This is a genomic window from Sediminivirga luteola (genome assembly GCF_014639315.1).
Classification (GTDB): Bacteria; Actinomycetota; Actinomycetes; order Actinomycetales; family Brevibacteriaceae; genus Sediminivirga; species Sediminivirga luteola.
Genome location: NZ_BMFY01000004.1, coordinates 129,040 through 150,712, shown reverse-complemented (window position 1 = coordinate 150,712; position 21,673 = coordinate 129,040). Strand labels below are relative to the sequence as shown.

The 21,673-nt window shown below is 72.5% G+C and carries 18 protein-coding genes; 12 read left to right on the top strand and 6 right to left on the bottom strand.

Annotated features, from left to right (window positions below; all coding sequences use genetic code 11):
* Nucleotides 1-69: 69 nt before the first annotated feature.
* The 9 genes from IEW13_RS05735 (at nucleotide 70) to truA (ending at nucleotide 8,047) form a co-directional block, all read left to right on the top strand.
* Complete coding sequence (locus IEW13_RS05735) at nucleotides 70-1,200, top strand: GuaB3 family IMP dehydrogenase-related protein (RefSeq protein ID WP_188549983.1); 1,131 nt, start codon at nucleotides 70-72, stop codon at nucleotides 1,198-1,200.
* Between the two features lie 9 nt (nucleotides 1,201-1,209).
* Nucleotides 1,210-2,115, top strand: coding sequence for an SURF1 family protein (locus tag IEW13_RS05730; protein ID WP_188549982.1), 906 nt, complete (start codon nucleotides 1,210-1,212; stop codon nucleotides 2,113-2,115).
* Nucleotides 2,108-2,563: a DUF3817 domain-containing protein gene (locus tag IEW13_RS05725; RefSeq protein ID WP_188549981.1), complete on the top strand. Its 456-nt coding sequence runs from the start codon at nucleotides 2,108-2,110 to the stop codon at nucleotides 2,561-2,563. The genes IEW13_RS05730 and IEW13_RS05725 overlap by 8 nt, the downstream gene beginning before the upstream one ends.
* A gap of 58 nt (nucleotides 2,564-2,621) precedes the next feature.
* The gene (gene guaA, locus IEW13_RS05720) at nucleotides 2,622-4,244 is read left to right on the top strand and encodes a glutamine-hydrolyzing GMP synthase (RefSeq protein WP_188549980.1); all 1,623 of its coding nucleotides are present in this window, start codon (nucleotides 2,622-2,624) and stop codon (nucleotides 4,242-4,244) included.
* Nucleotides 4,245-4,296: 52 nt separating this feature from the next.
* A complete protein-coding gene (locus tag IEW13_RS05715; protein WP_188549979.1) occupies nucleotides 4,297-4,956 on the top strand; it encodes a biotin transporter BioY in 660 nt (219 codons plus the stop codon).
* Nucleotides 4,953-5,666 (top strand): energy-coupling factor ABC transporter ATP-binding protein, encoded by a 714-nt coding sequence (locus IEW13_RS05710; RefSeq protein ID WP_188549978.1) that lies wholly within the window; start codon nucleotides 4,953-4,955, stop codon nucleotides 5,664-5,666. The genes IEW13_RS05715 and IEW13_RS05710 overlap by 4 nt, the downstream gene beginning before the upstream one ends.
* A 13-nt stretch (nucleotides 5,667-5,679) precedes the next feature.
* Nucleotides 5,680-6,330 carry an energy-coupling factor transporter transmembrane component T family protein gene (locus IEW13_RS05705; RefSeq protein WP_188549977.1) on the top strand — a complete coding sequence of 217 codons (651 nt, stop codon included), beginning with the start codon at nucleotides 5,680-5,682 and terminating at the stop codon, nucleotides 6,328-6,330.
* Between the two features lie 299 nt (nucleotides 6,331-6,629).
* On the top strand, nucleotides 6,630-7,199 hold the full coding sequence (locus IEW13_RS05700) for a hypothetical protein (RefSeq protein ID WP_188549976.1): 570 nt from the start codon (nucleotides 6,630-6,632) through the stop codon (nucleotides 7,197-7,199).
* Nucleotides 7,196-8,047, top strand: a complete 852-nt coding sequence (gene truA, locus IEW13_RS05695) for a tRNA pseudouridine(38-40) synthase TruA (protein WP_188549975.1) — start codon at nucleotides 7,196-7,198, stop codon at nucleotides 8,045-8,047. The genes IEW13_RS05700 and truA overlap by 4 nt, the downstream gene beginning before the upstream one ends.
* 18 nt (nucleotides 8,048-8,065) lie before the next feature.
* On the opposite strand, the gene IEW13_RS05690 is transcribed toward truA, so the two are convergent.
* From IEW13_RS05690 to IEW13_RS05675, 4 genes are read right to left on the bottom strand one after another with little or no spacing between them, the layout of a single operon-like run.
* Nucleotides 8,066-9,910 (bottom strand): ATP-binding cassette domain-containing protein, encoded by a 1,845-nt coding sequence (locus IEW13_RS05690; RefSeq protein ID WP_188549974.1) that lies wholly within the window; start codon nucleotides 9,908-9,910, stop codon nucleotides 8,066-8,068.
* Nucleotides 9,907-10,788 (bottom strand): ABC transporter permease, encoded by an 882-nt coding sequence (locus IEW13_RS05685; protein WP_188549973.1) that lies wholly within the window; start codon nucleotides 10,786-10,788, stop codon nucleotides 9,907-9,909. The genes IEW13_RS05690 and IEW13_RS05685 overlap by 4 nt, the downstream gene beginning before the upstream one ends.
* On the bottom strand, nucleotides 10,785-11,843 hold the full coding sequence (locus IEW13_RS05680) for an ABC transporter permease (protein WP_188549972.1): 1,059 nt from the start codon (nucleotides 11,841-11,843) through the stop codon (nucleotides 10,785-10,787). Before IEW13_RS05680 ends, IEW13_RS05685 begins: the two co-directional genes overlap by 4 nt.
* 1 nt (nucleotide 11,844) lies before the next feature.
* A complete protein-coding gene (locus tag IEW13_RS05675; protein WP_188549971.1) occupies nucleotides 11,845-13,470 on the bottom strand; it encodes an ABC transporter substrate-binding protein in 1,626 nt (541 codons plus the stop codon).
* A 282-nt stretch (nucleotides 13,471-13,752) separates the two neighbouring features.
* Here IEW13_RS05675 and IEW13_RS05670 point away from each other — a divergent pair, with 282 nt between their 5' ends.
* From IEW13_RS05670 to IEW13_RS05660, 3 genes are read left to right on the top strand one after another with little or no spacing between them, the layout of a single operon-like run.
* A complete protein-coding gene (locus IEW13_RS05670; RefSeq protein WP_188549970.1) occupies nucleotides 13,753-15,105 on the top strand; it encodes an acyl-CoA dehydrogenase family protein in 1,353 nt (450 codons plus the stop codon).
* Nucleotides 15,102-16,412 (top strand): LLM class flavin-dependent oxidoreductase, encoded by a 1,311-nt coding sequence (locus tag IEW13_RS05665; protein WP_188549969.1) that lies wholly within the window; start codon nucleotides 15,102-15,104, stop codon nucleotides 16,410-16,412. The genes IEW13_RS05670 and IEW13_RS05665 overlap by 4 nt, the downstream gene beginning before the upstream one ends.
* Nucleotides 16,409-17,425, top strand: coding sequence for an amino acid adenylation domain-containing protein (locus IEW13_RS05660; RefSeq protein ID WP_188549968.1), 1,017 nt, complete (start codon nucleotides 16,409-16,411; stop codon nucleotides 17,423-17,425). The genes IEW13_RS05665 and IEW13_RS05660 overlap by 4 nt, the downstream gene beginning before the upstream one ends.
* Nucleotides 17,426-17,918: 493 nt before the next feature.
* Here the strand turns inward: IEW13_RS05660 and IEW13_RS05655 are convergent, their stop codons facing one another.
* Together IEW13_RS05655 and IEW13_RS05650 are read right to left on the bottom strand one after the other, a co-directional pair.
* Nucleotides 17,919-19,193 (bottom strand): NtaA/DmoA family FMN-dependent monooxygenase, encoded by a 1,275-nt coding sequence (locus IEW13_RS05655; RefSeq protein WP_229744955.1) that lies wholly within the window; start codon nucleotides 19,191-19,193, stop codon nucleotides 17,919-17,921.
* The gene (locus IEW13_RS05650) at nucleotides 19,190-21,523 is read right to left on the bottom strand and encodes an acyl-CoA dehydrogenase family protein (RefSeq protein WP_188549967.1); all 2,334 of its coding nucleotides are present in this window, start codon (nucleotides 21,521-21,523) and stop codon (nucleotides 19,190-19,192) included. Before IEW13_RS05650 ends, IEW13_RS05655 begins: the two co-directional genes overlap by 4 nt.
* Nucleotides 21,524-21,673 lie beyond the last annotated feature (150 nt).

Below are 21,673 nucleotides of genomic sequence, written 5' to 3'. Positions count from 1 at the left end.
CGAGGAAGCGGGCCGTGAGAGGCCGTTCATGGCCCGGCCGGGGCCCGTGCTGCGATAGGCTTGTCTGTCGTGAGCACGGAAATCGAGATCGGCCGTTCCAAGCGCGGTAAGCGGGCATACTCGCTCGACGACATCGCCGTGGTGCCCTCCCGGCGCACCCGCGACCCCAAGGACGTCTCCCTGCGATGGCAGATCGACGCCTACGAGTTCGAGCTGCCCTTCATCGGCGCGCCGATGGACTCGGTCATGTCCCCGGAGACCGCCATCGCGCTGGGCCGCGAGGGCGGACTGGGCGTGCTCAACCTGGAGGGCGTCTGGACGCGCTACGAGGATCCCGCGCCGCTGCTGGCCGAGATCGCCGAACTGCCTGAGCAGACGGCAACCCGGCGGATGCAGGAGATCTACGCCGAGCCGATCAAGCCCGAGCTCATCGCGCAGCGGCTCGCGGAGATCCGCGCCGCGGGCGTCACGGTGGCCGGCTCACTGACTCCGCAGCGCACGCAGGAGCACTGGAAGTCCGTCGTCGACGCCGGTGTGGACCTGTTCGTCATCCGCGGCACCACGGTCTCCGCCGAGCACGTCTCCTCCGACGAGGAACCGCTCAACCTCAAGCAGTTCATCTACGAGCTGGACGTGCCGGTCATCGTGGGCGGCGCCGCCACCTACACCGCGGCACTGCACCTGATGCGCACCGGCGCCGCCGGCGTGCTCGTCGGCTTCGGCGGGGGCGCCGCCAGCGCCACCCGCAAGACCCTCGGGATCCACGTGCCGATGGCCACCGCCATCGCCGATGTGAACGCCGCGCGCCGCGACTACATGGACGAGTCCGGCGGACGCTTCGTGCACGTCATCGCCGATGGCGGCCTGGGCACCAGCGGGGACATCGTCAAGGCGATCGCGATGGGCGCCGATGCCGTCATGCTCGGCACCGCGCTCGCCCGCGCCGACGAGGCCCCGGGCCGCGGCTGGCACTGGGGCCAGGAGGCCCACCACGGCCAGCTGCCGCGCGGGCACCGCGTGCAGGTCGGGCAGGTCGGTCCGCTCAGCCAGGTGCTGCACGGCCCCGGGGAGAGCGTCCTGGGCCAGCAGAACCTCGCCGGCGCCCTGCGCCGCGCCATGGCCACGACCGGGTACCTGGACCCGAAGGAGTTCCAGCGGGTGGACGTGGTCGTGTCCCCGTACCAGCCGGTCCATATCTGAAAGGCCTGAATGCTCCGGCTCGCACTCACCCCGCGCTGGCTCGCCGGACTGGTCCTGGCACTGGGCCTGGCGACCGTGTTCGTCTCGCTCTCCGCCTGGCAGATCGACCGCGCCCAGCACCGGAACGAGGCTGTGCGCGGCACCGATCTGGACACCGTCGTGGAGTTCACCGAGGCACTCGAGCCGCAGGAACCGATGCCCGGCCTGCTGGCCGACCAGCGGGTCTCCCTGAGCGGCCGCTATCTGCCCGGCATGCAGGTGGCCGTCCCGGGCCGTCTCCTCGACGGTGAGGAGGGCTACTGGGTGGTCACCATGTTCGAGCCCGAGGGCGCGACGCTGCCGGCGCACGAAGACTACGCCGGGGGCTTCACCGTCGAGGACCAGGCCACCATCGCCGTCCCGGTGGTCCGCGGCTGGACCGGGGACCGGCAGACCGCCCTGGATTCCCGTGCCGCCGACGGCCAGGTGACGATCACCGGGCGCCTCGGACCGGCCGAACCGCCAGAAGGCAGCCGCGGCCTGGGGGAGGGCGAGCTGGCCACCGTGTCCACGGCCCGCCTGGCCGGTGAGTTCGGCGTCTACAGCTACGGCGCGATCGTGTTCCCGGAAGAGGAGCAGGGCGCCGGCGCCTCCTACGCCGCCGGTGAGCTGCGGGCCTTCCCTCCGCCGCAGACGGCGGAGGGTGAGAGCTTCAACTGGCAGAGCGCCGTCTATGCTGTGGAGTGGCTGATCTTCGCGGCCTTCGCCCTGCACATCTGGTGGCGTCTGCTGCGCGACGACTACGAGCGCCGGCGGGAGTACGCCGCGGCCGGCCCGGGTGGTGCCGGCGACCCGGCCGGCGCAAGCGGGCAGGGGACGGCGAAGATCGAATACACCGTGGTGAAAGAAGCGGGGGAGAAGCGCATTCATGGCTGAGGACGAGCCCAGGATCCCGGGCCGCCCCGATCTGGAGGGAAAGGACCTCTGGACGGTCAAGCGGTACACATCGGCGCGCAACGCGCTCAAGGTCTACCGGGTGATGGCGATCATCACGGGCGTGTTCCTGATGATCCTGACGGTCGAGATGATCTACAAGTACCTCATCGCGCCGTTCCTGCTGGGGCTGGATTCCCAGACCGCACTGGTCTTCGGCGGCTTCGACCTCGCCGCCGCCATCGCGATCTCCCACGGCTGGTGCTACGTGGTGTACCTCATCGTCGACTTCTGGCTCTGGCAGCAGATGCGCTGGAAGATCGGCACCTTCCTGATCATCGCCCTGGCCGGCGTCGTCCCGCTGATGTCGTTCTTCCTGGAGCGTCGCATCACCCGCCGCACCGAGGCCGAACTGGACGCCGCCGTGGTCGTGGCGCCCAAGCAGCCCTGATCCCGCCCCGCACCGGGCCCCTGTCCTGCAACGCCTGCAACGTCTAGGAGAACCTTTGATGTCCAGTTCTGAGACGGCTGAGACGACTGTGACGACCGACTCCGCCCCGGCGGGGCAGACCGGTGCCACGGTCCTCGTCGTCGACTTCGGCGCGCAGTACGCCCAGCTCATCGCCCGCCGGGTCCGGGAAGCGGGCATCTACTCCGAGATCGTCCCGCATACCGTCTCCGCCGCCGAGATCGCCGCCCGGGAGCCGGCCGCGGTCATCCTCTCCGGCGGACCGGCCAGCGTGAACGAGCCGGGCGCGCCGGCCTTCGACGTGGAGGCATTCGCCTTGGGCATCCCGGTCCTGGGGATCTGCTACGGCTTCCAGTGCATGACCACCTCGCTCGGCGGGGAGGTCGCCCGCACCGGCAAACGCGAATACGGCTCCACCCATATGGACATCGCCCGCGGCGGCACGCTGCTCGACGACCAGCCCCACGCCCAGACGGTGTGGATGAGCCACGGCGACTCCGTCACCCGCGCCCCGGAGGGCTTCGAGGTGCTCGCCTCCACCCGGGACGTGCCGATCGTGGCCTTCGAGGACCGGGAGCGGCGGCTGGCCGGCGTGCAGTGGCACCCCGAGGTCAAGCACAGCCCGTACGGCCAGGAGGTGCTGAAGAACTTCCTCTACAACATCGCCGGCATCACCCCGGACTGGACCTCGGAGAACGTCATCGCCCAGCAGGTGGAGCGGATCCGCGCGCAGATCGGGGACAAGAAGGTCATCTGCGGCCTGTCCGGCGGGGTCGACTCCGCCGTCGCCGCAGCCCTCGTGCACAAGGCGGTCGGGGACCAGCTCACCTGCGTGTTCGTCGACCACGGCCTGCTCCGCGCCGATGAGCGCCGGCAGGTGGAGCAGGACTACGTCGCCTCCACCGGCGTGCGGCTGGTGACGGTCGACGCCGCGGACCGGTTCCTCGGGCAGCTGGCCGGGCTGACCGATCCGGAGGCCAAGCGCAAAGCCATCGGGCACGAGTTCATCCGCACCTTCGAACAGGCCGCCGCGGACCTCGTCGCGGAGGCCGCCAGCGAGGACGGCGAACCGATCCGCTTCCTGGTCCAGGGCACTCTCTACCCGGACGTGGTGGAGTCCGGCGGCGGCACCGGCACGGCGAACATCAAGAGCCACCACAACGTCGGCGGCCTGCCCGAGGACATCGAGTTCGAGCTGGTGGAGCCGCTGCGCACGCTGTTCAAGGACGAGGTGCGCGCCATCGGGCGCGAGCTGGGCCTGCCCGAGGTGATCGTCGGGCGGCAGCCCTTCCCCGGTCCCGGGCTGGGCATCCGCATCATCGGCGAGGTGACGGCCGAGCGCCTGGAGATCCTCCGCCGGGCGGACAGGATCGCCCGGGAAGAACTGTCCCGGGCTGGTCTGGACGAGGAGATCTGGCAGTGCCCGGTCGTGCTGCTGGCCGATGTCCGCTCCGTCGGGGTGCAGGGCGATGGCCGCACCTACGGGCACCCGATCGTGCTGCGGCCGGTGTCCAGCGAGGACGCCATGACGGCCGACTGGACGCGGGTGCCCTACGACGTGCTGTCGCACATCTCGAACCGGATCACCAACGAGGTCGACGAGGTCAACCGCGTCGTCCTGGACATCACCTCCAAGCCGCCGGGCACGATCGAATGGGAATGAGCCGGAAAGCCGGCTCTTGAACACCGTTCAATGAATGGTGTTCAATAGTCGCATGACCGACACCTCTCCGGCCCCGTCCCGCGCGTCCGGCTCCCAGAGCCCGGCGCGCGGCGCCGCCCGTACCCTCGACCTGGCCCTGATCGGCGTCTTCGCCGCCCTGATCGCCGTGCTGGCCTTCGCCCCGCCCATCCCGGTGGGCAACGCCGGCGTGCCGATCACCCTGCAGAGCCTGGGCGTCGCCCTCGCCGGCCTGGTGCTCGGTCCCTGGCGGGGCTTTGCCGCCGCCGGACTCTACGTGACGCTCGGGCTGCTGGGACTGCCGATCCTCGCCGGCTTCTCCGGCGGGCTGGGAGTCCTGGCCGGCCCCAGCGCGGGCTACCTGCTCGCCTTCCCGTTCACGGCGCTGCTGGCCGGCCTGGGCGCCCGCGCGGTCGTGCGCCGGAGTCGTCCCCGCTGGTGGATCCCGCTGCTGTTCCTGGTAGCGCTCGGGGCGAGCGTGCTGTGCACCCATGTGCTGGGCATCGCGGGCATGAGCGTGAACCTGGGCGTGACCCTGGCCGAGGCGTTCGTGATGGACATCGTCTTCTGGCCCGGCGACGTGATCAAGTCCCTCGCGGCCGCTGCCGCCGCGGCTCTGCTGCACCGCGCCTACCCCGCGCTCCTCGTCCGGCACGACCGGCAGCGCCGGCACAGCCCCGCCGGACGCCGATGACCATCGCCTTCCGCCAGGTGAGGGTCCTGGCCGGGGAGCGCGAGCTGCTCGCCGTGCCGCGGCTCGACCTGACCGAACAGCGGATCAGCGTCATCGGTCCCAACGGCGGCGGGAAGTCCACGCTGCTCCAGCTCGTCAACGGCCTCATCGAGCCGGCGGAGGGAACCGTCACCGTGGCCGGGAAGGACACCGTGGCCGAGGGGACAGCGGTCCGGCGCCGGGCGGGCTTCGTGTTCTCCAACCCCCAGGCGCAGCTGGTCATGCCCACGCCTCAGGAGGACGTGGAACTGTCGCTGCGCCGCAGTGTGAAGGACGCCGCCGCCCGCCGGTCGCGCGCCCGGGCATGCCTGGACGAGCTCGGCATCGGCGAGCTGGCCGGCCGCAGCTCCCATGAGCTCTCCGGCGGCCAGCAGCAGCTCGTGGCGCTGGCCACCGTGCTGGTACAGCGTCCCGCCGTGCTGCTGCTGGACGAGCCCACCACCCTGCTGGACCTGGCGAACGCGGAACTGTTCACCGCCGTCGTCGGACGGCTCGCCGCCGAGCACGGCATCATGGTTCTCACCGCCACGCACGATCTTCAGCTGGCGGCGCGAGCCGAGCGCACCCTGCTGGTGCGGGACGGCCGGGTGGCGGCCGACGGTCCGCCGGCCGAGGTGATCGCCGCCTACCGGGCGCAGAGCATGCCGGCGGGAGACGATGGAAAAGTCTGAGGCGAGCCGTCGCATGGCGATCAGGCGCAGGGCGCCGCGCCCGCTGCCGCGGCGGGACGAGGTCTTCGGCCGCACCGCGCCCGGCGACGGCTTCCTGCACCGCACCCCGGCCGGGCTCAAGCTGCTCGGACTGGCAACCCTCACGCTCATCGTCCTCCTGGCCCGGCAGCCGCTGCTGAGCCTCGCGGTCATCGGCGGCCTGCTCGTTCTGTGCGCGGCCGCCCGGGTGCCCGCGGGCATGCTGCTGTCCCTGCTGCGCAGGATCTGGATCCTGCTGGCGGCGGTCCTGGCCGCTCAGCTGATCTTCAACGATCCTCTCACCGCCGCGGAGGTGCTCAGCCGTATCCTGGCCTGCCTGCTGGCGGCCCAGCTGATGATCCTGACCACGCCGCCGATGGCGCTCCTGGAGGTGTTCCGCGCGCTGCTGCGTCCTATGCGCCCGCTGGGAGCCAGGCCGGGACGGGCAGCGCTGGCGGCACTGGTGATGCTGCGGTCCATCCCGTACTTGGCGGACCTCTCGGCGCTGGCCGGCCGGCAGGCCCGCGCTCGCGGTCTGGAACGCGATCTGCGTGCCCGCACCGTTCCGTTGCTGCTGGGAGCGGTCGCCTACGCGCAGGACACCGGGCGGGCGCTCGCGGCGCGCGGCATCGACGATCTGGATTGAGTTCACCCCTGGCCGGTGCGGCCCCTCACTCTGCCCGGCCGTACTGCGCCGGCCTCTCTCCGGGGTCGTGCGCTATTTCCGCCTGAGCTCACTGCTTGGGAACTAGCGGATCACCCCGGAACGAACACGGCTCTGCCGGTGAGGGGCGGCCCGGGCGCGTCGGCGGTGGCGAACCTGATGAAAGAACGGGCAGGATGAACGTCGTGCCGGTGGCGGCACAGCACGAGACGGGCACGGCACCCAGCCGGATTGCGTATGCTGGTCCACTGCGTACCGTCGTAGCAACGAAGGAGTCGGATGTGACGTGGCTGGTGATCGCGGTCATCGCTCTGTGCGGCCTCGTGATCCTGGCGGCCGGGATCGGCATCGCGGTGTACAACCGCCTCTCGCTGCGCCGTGACCTCTGCCTCGAATCCCGCCGCCAGCTGCAGCGCTGCTGGGACGAGCGGGCTGGCATCGCCGGTGCCCTGGGCGATGACGCCGGCCGGGACGGTGACGGCGAACTCCAGGAGATCCGTTCGCTCCTGAATCAGGCGGCGGCGGCACCGGGACCGGAGGCGCGCAGCCGGGTGGAAGCCGAACTCGGCACCGCCCTGGCAGCGCCGGAACTCCAGCAGTGGGCAGGGGAGCTGGGCACCGACGAGCATCTGCTCGGCCGCCTGCAGGACTTGCAGCGCAGTGCCACGGCGCTGGTCCGCCTGCACAACCGCCATGTGGAGTCCTATGCCCGCCTGCGGGCCAATCCCGCCGCCCTCCCGCTGCGATGGCGGTTCCCCCGGCTGGCCCGGTTCCCGCGGCCGGTGCTGCCGGAGCCGGCGGAGGACCCGCCCGGACAGGACGTCAGCGAGTCTTACGACGGGGCCGCATGACGCTGCGGCTGCGCATCGACCTGGCCTATGAGGGCACGGATTTCCACGGCTGGGCACGCCAGCCGGGTCTGCGCACCGTCCAGGGGGAGCTGGAGGCGGCGCTGTCGAGGGTCTTCCGGCAGGACATCGGCACCGTGGTCGCCGGGCGGACCGACGCGGGGGTCCACGCGCGGCATCAGGTGGTGCACGCCGATGTCCCCGCCGAGACTTTCGCGGCACTGCCCGGCCGCCGCGGCTCCGGGCGGACGCCGGGGGAGGCGCTGGCCCACAAGCTGCGCGGCGCGCTCGGGTTCCAGGGCGCGCAGGACCTCGCGGTGCTCTCCGCCGCGCCGGCTCCGGAGGGCTTCGACGCGCGGTTCTCCCCGCTGTGGCGGGAGTACCGGTACCGCATCGCCGATGCGGCCGCCCGCCCCGACCCGCTGCGCCGGCGCGAGACGACGCCCGTGCGTGAGCGGCTCGACGAGGCCGCGATGGCCCAGGCCGCCCGTGAACTGCTGGGCCTGCACGACTTCCTGCCCTTCTGCAAGCCCCGGGAGGGCTCCACCACCATCCGCACGCTGCAGCGCCTGGACGTCTCCCGGCAGCCGGACACCGCCATCGAGGCGGTGCTGCGCGCCGACGCCTTCTGCCACCACATGGTGCGTTCGCTCATCGGCGCGCTCATCCGGGTGGGCGCCGGCCGGGAGGACGTCACCTGGCCGGCGATGCTGCTGGCCCGCGGCACCCGGGACCATCCCGTAGTGGTGGCGCCGGCGCAGGGACTCGTCCTGGAGCGCATCGGGTATCCGCCCGACGAGGAGCTCGCCGCCCGCGCCGAGCAGACCCGCGCCCGCCGCCAGGCACCCTGAGCCCGGTGCGGTGGCGGCTCAGGGGAGGCGGGGCACGGCGTCGATGAGCGTGCGCGTGTAGGCGTCGGCGGGGCGGGCGAGCACCTGCCCGGCGGGTCCGTACTCCCGCAGCTCGCCGTCGCGCAGCACCGCGATGTCGTCGCTCATCCGCTGCACGACGCCCAGATCGTGCGAGACGAAGAGATAGGCCACGCCCGTCTCAGCCTGCAGCTCGTCCAGCAGTTCGAGGATCTGCCGCTGCACCGAGACGTCCAGGGCGGAGACCGGTTCGTCCAGGATCAGCAGCCGCGGCTGCAGCGCCAGCGCCCTGGCGATGGCGACGCGCTGCCGCTGGCCCCCGGAGAGCGTCAGCGCCCGTCGTCCGGCCAGGCCGCCGTCCAGGCCGACGCGTTCCAGCCAGGAGGTGATCTCGGCTTTGCGCTCCCGGCGGGGCCGCCTGCCGTGCACGAGGCTCAGCGCCTCGCCCAGCGTCCGCCCGATGGTGAACCGCGGGTCGAAGGAGCTCAGCGGGTCCTGGTACACGAACTGCACGCCGCGCCGCTGCCAGTCGGGGGCAGCGGAACCGCCGACTTTCGAGGTGCCGCGAGCGCCACCTGTGCTGCGAGCGCCACCAGGACCATCGGCACGTCCAGAGCCATCGGCGCCGTGCCAGCGGATCGAGCCGGCGTCGGGTCGCTCGTAGCCGGCGATGATCCGCGAGAGAGTCGTCTTCCCCGAGCCGGATTCGCCCACCAGTCCCAGCGTGCGGCCGGGGTACAGCTGAAGCCCCACCCCGCGCAGCACCGGACGCGCCCCGAACCGTTTCTCAATGCCCTCCACGCTCAGCAGCGGCCTCTCGGTGGCCCCGTCCGGACGCGGCGCCTCCCCGTGGCCGGGCCCGGACGCGACCTGAGCGGCGAGGACACCGGCGCTGCCCGCCTGGCGGTCGATCCCGGCGGCATCGTCGCCCGGAAGCGCCTCGCCGACGTTCCCGCGCGCGGTGCCGGGGGCCCCGTTCACATGAGCGGGCGCCTCGGTGTCGCCACCGGTCCGGTCGCCCGTTGCGGCCCGGGGGCGTGCCACGGGACGGCCTCCTGCCGCCGGGTCGAACCGGGGCACGGCGTCGAGCAGCGTGCGGGTGTAGGCGTGCTGCGGGGAGCCGAGGACGTCCGCGGCCGGCCCGGACTCCACCACCTCGCCGCCGCGCAGCACCAGGATCTCATCGGCCAGCCGGGCGACCACCGCCAGATCGTGGCTGATCAGCAGCAGGCCGAGCCCGGTGTCCTTGAGTTCCCCGAAGAGTTCCAGGATCTCCTTCTGCACGGACACGTCGAGCGCCGTGGTGGGTTCGTCGGCGATCAGCACGCCGGGGTCCCCGGCCAGGGCGCTGGCGATCAGCGCGCGCTGCCGCAGGCCGCCGGAGAGCTGTGCCGGGTACTCGTCCAGGCGCCGTTCCGGCTCCGGCATGCGGGCACGGGCAAGCAGCTCCAGCGCGCGCTCGCGGACGGCGGGACCGCGCAGCCCGGTGGTGGCGGTGACGGCCTCTCCGAGCTCCTGCCCGATGGTGCGCAGGGGATCGAGGGAGACCAGGGCGTCCTGCAGGATGTAGCCGATCTCGGTGCCGCGGACCGGGCGCCACTGCCGGTCCGAATACCGCCGGGCGTCCTGTCCCGCGACGTCCAGCCGTCCGGCCTCCACGCGGGCGCCCGGCCCGTGCAGGCCCAGCAGGCTCCGGGCGGTGACGGACTTGCCCGAGCCGGACTCGCCCACCAGCGCCACGCAGCGCCCGGGCTCGAGGTCGAAGCCGATCCCGGCCACCGCCGCCGTCTCCCGGCCTCCCCGGCCGAAGGACACCCTCAGATCGCGCAGGCTGAGCAGGCTCATCGGCGTCCCTCCAGCGATTTCTGGATGCGCCGGCCGACGATCGTGGTGCTCGCCACGAAGAGGGTCAGGGCCAGCCCGGGAAAGACCGCGGCCCACCAGCCCAGCCCCAGGAAGCTGCGGGCATTGGAGAGCATGGAACCCCATTCCGGTGCCGGTGGCGCCGTGCCCAGCCCCAGGAAGCTCAGACCGGCGCCGGCCAGCGTGGCCCCGCCCAGCCCCAGGGTGGCGATGACCACCACCGGGCGCAGCGCATTGGGCGCCAGGTGCCGAACGAGCACGGTCGTCCGGGACAGGCCCAGGCCGTGGGCGGCCTCGATGAACGTGGCGCGGCGGATCTTGAGCGTCTCGGCCCGGATCACCCGGACGTAGTAGGGGATGCCGGCGATGCCGATGGCGATCGCTGCGTTGACCGGGCCGCCGCCGAAGAGCGCGATGATGAGGATCGCCAGCAGCAGCTCCGGGAACGCGGCGCCGATGTCGTTGCCGCGCATGACGATCATCGACACCCAGCGCGGTGCCAGCCCGGCCAGCAGCCCGGCCACGGTGCCCAGCGTCAGCGAGATGAGCACCGCGCCCACGCCGAGGGCGAGGGTGCTGCGGGTGCCGTAGACGATGCGGGTGTACACGTCCCGGCCGATCTCGTCGGTGCCGAGCGGATGCGTCAGCGATGGCGGTGCCAGGATCAGGGAGCGGTCGGCCGCGAACGGATCCTGCCAGGTCAGGAGCGAGGGCCAGAGGGCGAACACGGCGAACAGCCCCAGCAGGCCCAGGCAGGCGACCAGGATGATCCGCTCGGTGATGGCGCCGGCGCCGATGACGCCGGTCCGCCTGCGGGCCGGGCCGCGGGTCTCGCCGATGAGGGTGGTGGCCGCGCTCATGCGCCGCTCCTCTCTGCGTCCGTTCCTGTGCCCGTTCGCATGTCCGCCTCTGCGTCCGCCCCGGTGCCTGTTCGCGTATCCGGTGAGGCGGCCGCCCCCTCGCCGGGCGTCGCGGCGGTCTTCTCGTTCAGCCGGTGGTCCACGAGGGTGTACACGATGTCCACGAGGGTGTTCACCAGCACGAAGGCCAGGGTGCTCAGCAGGACCACGCCGATGACGACGGGAAGGTCCTGGTTGCTGACGGACATGATCAGGAGCCGGCCGAGCCCGGGCCGGCTGAACAGTGTCTCGGTGATGGCGGCGCCGCCGAGCAGCGCGCCGAAGGCGAAGCCGATCATGGTCAGATACGGGATCGCGGCGTGCCGCAGCGCGTGCCGGAGCTTGACCGTCATGATGGACAGGCCGCGCGCCCGCGCAGTGGTGATGAAAGGCTGCTCCAGGACGTCTTCGAGGCTCTGCCGCAGCACCTGCGCCAGGGGAGCGGCGGTCGGCAGCGCGATGGTGACGGCCGGCAGGATGAGTGAGGCGAGGGAGCCGTCGTCGATCATGGGCAGCGCCCGCAACTGCACGGCGAAGATCAGCATCAGCAGGAAGCCCAGCCAGAACACCGGCGTGGAGGCGGCGGTCAGCTCCAGCACCGAGGCCAGGCCGCTGGGCAGCCGGCGCCCGGCGGTGAGGATCGCCGCGCTCAGGGACAGCACGAGGGCCAGCAGCGTGCCCAGGCCGGCCAGCGCCAGGGTGGGCTGCACCTGCGAGGCGATCAGGCTGGTGACCGGGACCTGCTGCACATAGGACATGCCCAGATCGCCCTGGAGCAGCCGGCCCATGAACATGCCGTACTGCACCAGCAGCGGTTCGTTCAGGCCGTACTCGGCGCGTACCGCCGCCAGCACCTCCGGTGAGATGTCGACCTGGTCGCCGCGGGCGGCACCGAGGATGACGAAGGCCGGGTCGACCGGGACCAGCCGGAGGGCGAAGAACGCGGCCGTGGCCGCCCCCAGCAGCGTGAACGCCGCCAGGAGCAGCCGCAGGCCGATCCGGGAGAGCTGCCGCACCCTAGCGGTTCACCCACGCCTCGTAGAGGTACGGCTGAGGCCAGGCGTAGTCCCAGCCGACCCCGCCGACGTACGGCTGCGCGGCGAAGGTGCGCGCCCGCGAGTGCAGCGGCACCGCCGGCGCCAGCTCCGGAAGCAGTTCCTGAGCCTGGCCGTAGTACCCGGCCCGCTCCTCCGGGTCCGCGGACTGCCGGGCCTGTGCCAGCAGCTCGTCCAGTTCCGGATCGCTCAGGAAGGAGGCGTTCGAGCCGATGGTCTCGCCGTCGCTGACGTTGTCCGAGCCGTAGAGCCGCCACAGCTGCATGCCGGTGGACTCCGACTGGAAGGACGCCAGGATGCCGTAGTCGCCGTTGTACATCCGCTCGGAGTGCTCGGCGGCCGGGACCGGCAGCAGGTTCACCTCGAAGCCGAGCTCGCGGGCGTCGATCTGCACCTGCTCCAGGGTGCGCTGGTCCAGCTGGTTCTCGCTGTTGAAGGGCACCTCGGTGCTCAGCCGCTCCCCGTCGCGGGTGCGGTAGCCCTCACTGTCACGCTCGTCCCAGCCGGCCTCGTCGAGCAGCTGATTGGCCAGGTCCGGGTCGAACTCGATGGTGTTCTCCAGGTCCTGCTTGAAGTCCGGGGTGGTCTCGGCCAGGTACTCCTGCACCGGGTACGCGCCGAACGTCGAGCTGGCGACGATGCCCTCCCGGTCCAGGCCGTGCAGCAGCGCCTGCCGGACGCGGACGTCGTCGAACGGCTCCTGGCGGGTGTTCAGATGCAGGGTGTAGCCGACGCCGGGCAGCAGGAAGCTGTCGGAAGTGTACTCGTCGCTGTCGAGGACCTCCTGGTTGTATTCGGCCGGGATGTAGTCGACCATATCGGCCTCGCCGGTCAGGAGAGCGTTGTAGCGGGTCTGGTCCTCCGGCAGGAACACGTACCTGATGCTGTCCAGGTAGGCCGGGCCGCCGTGGGTGCCTTCCGGGCCCCAGGCGTAGTCCTCGTTCTTGGTGTAGGTCAGGCTCTGCCCGCGCACCCACTCGTCGAATACGAAGGGGCCGGTGCCGATGAGGGTGTCGGCCAGGGACTCCGGATCGTCCTGCAGCTGCCGTGGGGAGAGGATCCCGAAGTACGGCGCCGCGATGAGCGTCAGGAAGCTGGACTCGGGTGCCTCCAGCTGCACCTCGAGGGTGTACTCGTCCACCACGGTGGCTTCCGGCTGGAGCTTGGCGGTGGAGCCGGTGGAGCGGTTCTCCGGGTCCACCACGAAGTCGAAGTTCGCCTTGACCGCCTCCGCATCCAGGTGCTCGCCGTCGTGGAAGGTGACGTCGTCGCGCAGGTGGAAGGTGTAGTGCGAGGCGTCCTCGGAGACCTCCCAGGACTCCGCCAGCCACGGCGAGTAGGTGCCGTCGCCGTTGTCCCAGACGAGCGAATCCACGACGGGGCGCACCGAATGCGCGCCGGAGCCCTGGTCCACCAGCGGGTTGAGCTGAACCGGTTCGTCCCGCAGGGCGACGGTCAGCTGCCCGCCCTCCACCGGTTCGTCGCCGGCGTCGGCGCTCTGGCCGCCACCGCAGGAGACCAGGACCAGGGCGAGCGCGGTCGTGGCCGCGGCGGGCAGCAGCCGCCGCCGGGGCAGGGTGATTCGCATGAGCATCCTCTTCACGTGAACGGGGGCGGGCCCCGGGGCGGATCCGCGGCCGTGCGGCGTCGGCGGTTCCGTCCGGGTTCGCCCGGTTTGACCTGAGGCGGTCAGTGGCGCTCCGGGTTGCCCGGGGCGCTCCGTGACGGCGCCTTCAAGACCTACACTCGGAGCCCGATGCTAGGCGAGCCCTGTGACGCCGCCCCGCCACACCATGACGCTTACCGTCGCACAGGGACATGATTCGTCATCTTCTGTCGTCATTGCCCGTCACTGCCTACACTCGCCGGGGTGACGACCCGACGATCCACCCTCGACAGCACCGGTTCCGGACATGCCGGCGGCGGGGCCGGCAGCGCGCTGAGCGCCGGACCCGGCCTGGGCGATATCCCTCCCGCCAGCCGGGACGCCGTGGCGCGTGCACTGGCGGTACTGGAGGACGGTGTCCTGAGCCGCGATGCCGCCGAGGCCACCCCGCGGGATATGCTGCGCGGGCTCCTCGCCGCCGGGATCGGCGTCGCACGGCTGCCGGTGTCTCACGGCGGCTGGGGCCTTTCGCTGCCGGCCCATATCCGGCTGCTGATCGAGGTGGCCCGGGTGGAGCCGGCCGCCGTCCAGGCGCTGCGCTCGCATTACGCCTTCCTGGAGCGCACGCTGCGTGCCGATCCGTCGACCCGGCCGGACCGGTGGATCGCCGAGGCCGCTGCCGGCCGGATGTTCGCCGGTGCCACGACCGAACCGCCGGGCCAGGTGGCTGGAGCGCTGGGCACCACCGTGCGCCGGGACGACGATGCCGGCCGGACCTGGCGCCTGGACGGGGCCAAGGCCTACTGCACCGGCGCGCTCTACGCCGACTGGCTCACTGTCCTGGCCGCGGCGGACGGGCGGCCCGGAGAGCGCTGCTCCGTCATGGTCCGCACCGATCAGGCCGGGGTGCGCCTGGCCGATGACTGGGCGGCCTTCGGCCAGCGCGCCAGCGCCAGCGGCGGCGCCGTGTTCGAGAACGTGCGGGTGGACGCCGCCGAGGTCCGCCCGGTGGAACGGGCCTCCGGCCTGCCGCAGCCGCTGAACGACGCGCTCCTCCAGCTGACCCATCTGGCGACCCTCACGGGCATCCTGGTGCGGGTGCACGACGACGCCGTGCAGCAGGCCCGGACCAGCTCCCGGCATTTCTCCCACGCCGCGGCCGCGACGCCGGCGCAGGACCCGGTGGTCCAGCAGCTCATCGGCCTGCTCGGTGCCCGGGTCGCCACCGCCACCGTCCTGAGCGAGTCCGCTGCCGCCGTACTCGAGGACGCCTTCGAGACGCCGGACGAGACGCGCATCGCCGCCGCGCACCGGCAAGTCACCCGGGCGCAGGTGATCATCCCGGACCTGGTGCTGGACTCCGCCTCCCGGGCCTTCGACATCGGCGGCGGATCACTCGTCGGCGCCTCCCGCCGCTGGGACCGGCACTGGCGCAACGCGCGCACCCTCGCCTCCCATAACCCCGCGGTGCAGAAAGCCCGGGTGCTCGGCGCCGAGGCCCTGCTCGATGAGCCGCTGCCGGGCATCTGGTACGCCGGGGAACCGGGCCGCGCACCCTCCGCCGGCGATGTGGGCCCTGCACCCTCCGCCGGCGAGCGCCGGGAGGGTGCCCGATGACCGCGCCTGCCGAGCCGCGCGCCGGTGACCCCGGGGACCGCCACATGCTGCTGGGCGCCAATGTGTACGACTTCGGCACCGACGCCGGCGCCTGGCGGATGCCCGGCACCGGGCCGCAGGACAACCTCACCGCCCGGTTCTGGCGCCACGCCGCGGACCTGGCCGAACAGGGCGGCCTGGATGCGATCTTCCTGGCGGACATGCCCGGCCTGGCGGCGAATCCCGCGCTGCGGCCCAACCGGATGGTCGAACCGCTGGCAGCCCTCGGCGCCGTGCTGGCCCGGACCGAGCGGCTGGGCGTGATCGCCACCGTCTCCACCAGCTCCAACGATCCGGCCGAGCTGACCACGCGGCTGGCCACTCAGCACGTGCTCTCCGGCGGCCGCACGGGCTGGAACGTCGTCACCGGCGTGCCGGCGGCCATCGAACGGGATTTCGGCTACCGGTCCTCCCCGGGCCGGGAGGACCGGTACCGCCGCGCCGAGGAGTTCCTGGAGGTGCACCGGCGCGTCATGGAGGCGCTCGCGAGCGGGCGGCGATGGTCGTTCTCCGGCCAGGTGTTCGACTATCCGGAACAGGACGCCCCGCGCCTCCCCGAGTCGTTCCGCGCCGCGCTCGCGGCCACTCCGCCGCTCATCGTCCAGGCCGGCGGCTCGTCCCAGGGCCGCGAGCTGGCCGCAGCCACCGCGGAGACGGTGTTCGCCGCGGAGATGGTCAAGGAGGCCGCCGCGCGCAACTACGCGGACCTGCATGAGCGGGCCGCCCGCCACGGCCGCCCGGCCCCACTCGTGCTGCCGGGCATCCACATGGTGCTCGGCTCCACCCAGGAGGAGGCCGAGCGCCGTTTCGAACGGCTCACCGAGCTCGGTCCCCGCGACTACGTCACCCGGCGCTTCGAGCATATGCTGGGCATCCGCCTGGACCAGCTCGATCCGCACGGGCCGGCCGCGCCCCAGCTGGAACGCGCGCTCGATGTGCCCGACGGCGGCTCGGTCGGCTTCGCCCGGGCCATTCTGTCCTATGCGGCCAGCCGCGAGATCACGCTGAGCGCGCTGCTGCGGCACTTCTCCGGGTTCGGCCATCAGTTCTACGTCGGGCCGCCGGAACCGCTGGCGGACATCATGGAGGACTGGTTCCGCGGCGCGGCCTGCGACGGTTTCAACATCCTGGCGGACGCGAACCCCTCCGGCTTGCGCCTTTTCGTCGAGCAGGTGGTGCCGGTCCTGCGGGAACGCGGTCTGGCCCCGGCCGAGCCCGCAGACCCCGCCGAGCCCTTCGCCGCCCGCCTACGGAAGGCACGCCGATGACGCCCTGGCTGATCGAACCGAGCGACGCCGAGCTGGAGGCCCTGGCCGGGCAGCTGGCGGGCCTGCCGCCCGCCGGGGCCGGGTCCCGCGCCGAGGAGACGGCTGCGCCCCCTCCGCCGCTGGAAACCCTCGAACGCTCCGGCGCGGCCGCCCTCGTCCTGCGCCTCCCGCCCGGCAGCGGGCTGAGCGCCCTGCCGCTGGCGGGCATGGTACTGGCGCGCACCGTGCAGGCCAGGGTGCTGGTGGTCCCGGACCTGCGCACGCACCCGGTCAACCTGGCCCGCACCGTCTCCACCCTGGCCGCTCTGCATGAGGGCCGCATCGGCGTGCTTCTGGGCGAGGGCGGCGAGGCGGGTACGGGGCGCACCGGCGGGGCGGAGCAGCCGCGCGGATCCGGCCAGGCTGTCTGGTACGATGAGGCGCCGGAATCGTCCGCGCCGCTGGGCGTGCGCGTGCTGCGTGCGCTCTCGGCGCTGTGGGAGAGCTGGCCGCTGGAGGCGCTGACCGGTGATACCGTCGCCGGCCGGTACGTGGACGACGCGCGCCTGGGCCGCGTCACCACGCCGGGGCTGCCGGACATCGGCGGTCCGCTGACCCTGCCCACTGACATGCGGGACAAACCGGTCCTCATCTGGGAGGGCACTCCGGGGGACTATCCCTGGGTGGATCTGCAGCTGCGGGACCGTCCGCTGCCGCGGCGCACGTTCGCGGAGGCGGCGCGCCATGAAGGTGCGCCGTCCCGGGAAGACGCGCCGGTTCCTGAAAGACCGGTCCCTGGAGGTGCGCCGCCCCGGGAAGACGCGGTGGACCGTGAAGACGCGCTACGCCGTGACGGGGCGGAGCGCCGGTACGCCGCATCCGCCGATGAAGGACCCGGCTTCAGCAGTGCCGCCCCGCGGACGGCCGGCACGCTCCGGTGGGCGCTCGGCCTGCCGGCCGCCCCGCCGAGCGGAGGCGACTGGGCCCCGGCGTTTCCTCCCGGAGAAGGGAATTCGCTCCAGGCGAGCCGCTGAGTCCGGTACCGCGGGCGCCCTGAGCCGAAGGACCGTGCCGCTTCGGGCGCCCCTGTGTCCCGACTGAAGGATTGTGCCGCTTCGGGCGCCCCTGTGTCCCGACTGAAGGATTGTGCCGCTTCGGGTGCCCGCGTGCCCTGACCGAAGGATTGTGCAGCCCCGCGTGCCCGGGCCAGCGAGCCGCGCGGCCCGCTCACCGTGGGGAAGCATCCGGGACGTAGATCCGAGGGCACCGCATCGCCCGCAAAATCAGACCTTCGTGCCAGGACACCGCCTTAGTGCCAGAACCACACCGTCTACGGTGTGGTTCTGGCAGGACGGTGTTGTTTTCTGGTGGGCCGGGCAAGCACCTCCGCTGGTGGGCGGGCAAGCACGTCGCCGGCCGGGGCGTACTCCCTCGGCTCCCGTCGCACAGCACTGCGATCACATCGACCAGCACTGCGATCGCGTCGCTGCCCGCGCCCCGCTGGGACCTCTGCCGGCGCGGCGCGGCTCAAGGGCTGGTGAACCGGTCCCGCAGCGTTCCCTCGGTGTACTCCCGGCGGATCAGTCCGCGCCGCTGGAGTTCGGGCACGACCTGCTCGGCGTAGTCCTCCAGCGCGGAGGGGAACAGGTCCAGCATCAGGTTGAAGCCGTCGGCGGCGCCGGCGCGGAACCACTCCTCCATGGTGTCGGCGATCTGCTCGGGCGTCCCGGCCAGGAAGCGCTGCCCGTAGCCGCCGAACTCCCGCAGCAGCTTCCGTACCGGCGCGCCGGACCGGCGGGCCATCCGCACCAGGGTGTTCCGGTAGCCCAGCGACCAGCCGGAGAACTCCTCCGGGCTCGGCTCGGCGTCCAGGATCCTGGCCGGCAACGGCGCATCCAGGTCGACGTCGCTCAGATCCTCGCCCAGTGCCGCGGACAGCGCCTGCAGGCTGTAGGTGGGCGGAGCGAGGTTCTCCCAGTGATCGAACCGCTCCCAGGCCTCGGCTTCGGTGCTGCCGATGACCAGGGCCAGTCCCGGGTAGACCCGCACGGCGTCGGGGGAACGGCCCTCCTCGGCGGCGATGCGGCGCACCAGCTCCCGGCTCTCCACGCCCGCCTCGAGGTCCTGCTCGACGGAGTACACCGCATCGGCGACCCGGCCGGCCAGGCGCTTGCCCGGCATCGACCCGCCAGCCTGGACGATCACCGGATGACCGGGGAAGGTGACGGCCGCCGGCAGCGTCGCCTCCATGTCCACGTAGTCGCCGTGGAAGGAGACCGTCTGGCCGGTGCCGGCCGACTCCCAGAGCGCCCGTACCGCGCGGATGACCTCTTCGCCGCGGGCATAGCGGGTCTCACGCGTGGCGACCGCCGCATGGCCGAAGTTCCGCACCGCCTCGGGGTCGTAGGTGGTGACCGCGTTCCAGGCGTAGCGGCCGCGGGAGGCCACGTGCAGGGAGTAGAGCCGGGCCGCCAGCTCCTCCGGGGTGTTCAAGGTGGTGGAGGCGGTGCCGACGAAGCCCACGTGCTCGGTGACGGCGGCCATCGCGGTCAGCTGCACGGTCGGCTCCAGGTACTGCACCGGCCGGGTCCGCGGGTCCGTCATCGCCGGACGGTCGGCGATGAACACCGCATCGACCAGGGCCTTCTCCGCCGTGCGGGCGACGGTCTGCCAGTAGTCCAGGTCCAGGATGGACCGGGCGTGCAGTTCTGGATTGCGCCAGGCGGCGGGACGCTGTCCCACGCCCAGGACGTTGACGTTGACCACCATATGGTCGGTGACCGGTCCGCTCGTGCGGCTCACAGCGCCCCCTTGTCGGCATCGTCGTGCACATCGAATCGCGGAGCGGCCTCCGGAAGAGGCGTCAGTTCCGGCACCGGGAGCCCCAGCAGCGCCCGCAGCGTCCCGTCCGGGGTCTGCGCGCCGGCGCCAGGCCCGGCCGGCAGCGTGAGCAGATGGGCGTCGATGCCCGCCAGCCACTCCTCGGCGCCGATGCCGGTCGCCCCCGTGGTTCCCGCGTCCTCGCCGGTTCCGGCGTCGCCGCTGGCCGGGCCTGCCTGGCCGAGGTGGCCATCGGCGTAGAGATGATCGCCGGCGGAGGCCTGCAGCCCGCCGCTGAAGAACACCACGGGCAGTCCCTGCGGGCTGGAGGGGACGTTGAGTGGCCCGGCGGAGGCGAACTCCCCGCCCCGGTTGATCCGGCGGATGGGGGCGACATCGGCGAAGGCCGGTGCGTCCTGGGAGGTGGCGACGGACTCCAGTGGCCAGCTGGCCCACAGCTGCTGCACCGTGATGGCGAACTCGCGGTCCCGGGCGTGGTCCTGCGAGTCCAGCCACCAGCCTGCCGCGCCGCCGGACAGATGCTCCAGGGTGGCCAGCCGCCGGGCGAAGTTGTAGGGCAGCTCGCCCGGCGGGATCCCCTCCGTGCGGATCAGGAAGGCGGTGCCCGGCAGCCGGGAGAGCAGCACCGCGGCGGCGATGCTCGGATCGAAGACCGGGGCGGTGCCGGCGGTCCCGTCGGAGGCCGGCCGGTCCGGCAGCACGAGGACGCGGACATCCCGGTCATGCAGGACCCCGGCGGCCCGCTCCAGCAGCGACGGGTCGGCGATGAGCTCGGCGGTGGCCCGGGCGCTCAGCAGCGCGGCGCGGGTGCCGGATCCGTCCTGGCCGCCGTGGCGGGGCTGTGCCACGGCAGTGCGGGTGCCGGGCGTCCCGTCGTGAGCCTTCTGCTCCCGGTCTTTCCCCTGGCCCTGCCGCAGCCTGGTCCATGCCTCCTGCCGGGCTGAGGACCGTTCTTCCCGGCTGAGCCCGGGCGCGATGCCGAAAGTCTCCATGTCCGTGATCATGCGCTCCTTGAAGACGACGGGATTGTGGCAGCCCAGGGTGCGGGCGTTGCGCCAGTGCCGGTCCGCGGACAGCCGGTCGAACAGGCCGAGCTGCCCGGTGACCGCGGCTGCCTCGTTCGTGGCGGCCAGGACCTCCGGGAGTACGAGCGAGTGCGCTTTCGCGCTGGCCAGGTCCGCATCACGCGCGGCCTGCCGGCGGATCTCGCTGAGGTCTCCGGTGCCGGAAGGGACCGGACGTCCGGACGGGGCGGCGACCGAGGCGCCGGGAGCTCCGGGGAGTGCTCCGGGTTCCCGGGAAGAATGCGGGGTTCCGGGGATTCCGGACTCGCAGGGCTGAGCCTCCCAGGCGTTCACCAGCGCCTCGTGGGTGGCCTGCAACTCGCGGGCCAGCTCCATCACGACCGCGCGCACCCCGTAGGCACGGGCGCTGATCCGGCCGATCCGGCCCAGCAGGTCCTCACCGGGCAGGTCCGCGCCGAACCGGGCGGCGACTTCGAGCGCCTCGGCCGCGGTCTCCGCCGCAGCCTGGGCGATGCCGGCCAGGATCGCCAGCAGCACCGCCTGCTGCCACCCCTCCAGCGCGGGATGCTGTGTGTCCCAGGCAACCACGTCCCGCGGGTCCACCGGGACGGCGCCGAGCACGGTGGTGCCGCTCGCGGTGTACTTCTGCCCGAAGCCGGTCCAGTCGTCACGCAGCTCCACCCCGGGGGCGGAGGCGGGCACGCCGGCGATGACGTACTCGCCGCCGGGCCGTACGGCGCTGAACTCCAGCCAGTCGGCGTAGAGGCTGCCGGTGGAGTAGAACTTCCGGCCGTCCAGGCGCAGATTGCCGGCCTCGTCCGCGGCCAGGGTCGTCTCGAAGGTCCCGGTGGCGGTGCCGCCGGGCTCGGTCCAGCCGCCGCCGATCATCGCGCCGGAGGCGATCCGTCCCAGCCAGCGGGAGGACTCGGCAGTGCCGGGCCGGACGAGGTTCCGCTCGGTGACCAGCAGGTGCGTGCGCCAGGCCTGGACCGTGTCGGAGTCCGCGGCGGAGAGATGGATCAGCAGATCCATCAGGGCCGGGACATCGGCGTCCAGGCCGCCGGCGGCGCGGGGCAGCCGGAGCCGTCCGAAGCCCAGCTGCGCGAGAAGCCGCACGGCTTCCGCGCGTTCCTTGAGCGGATCGCCCGCCAGCGGACGGCCTGCCGAGGAGCCGGCGCGCACGGCGCGGCGCATCAGCGCTGCGGCGGGGGCGAACCGCTCAGCGAGGGTTCCGGGCACGGACGGGGCGGAAGCGGCGGTGGACACGAGTCGAGATGTTACGGGCGGCTACGCCGGTGACGCCTCCGGCCGCGTAACTTTCAGCCGTAATGGTCGCGTTGCGACGCCGTCATGGTCACGTTGCGACGGGATGGACCGGGACGAACCTCCCGCTGTCCCTGCACGGCGATGCACTGT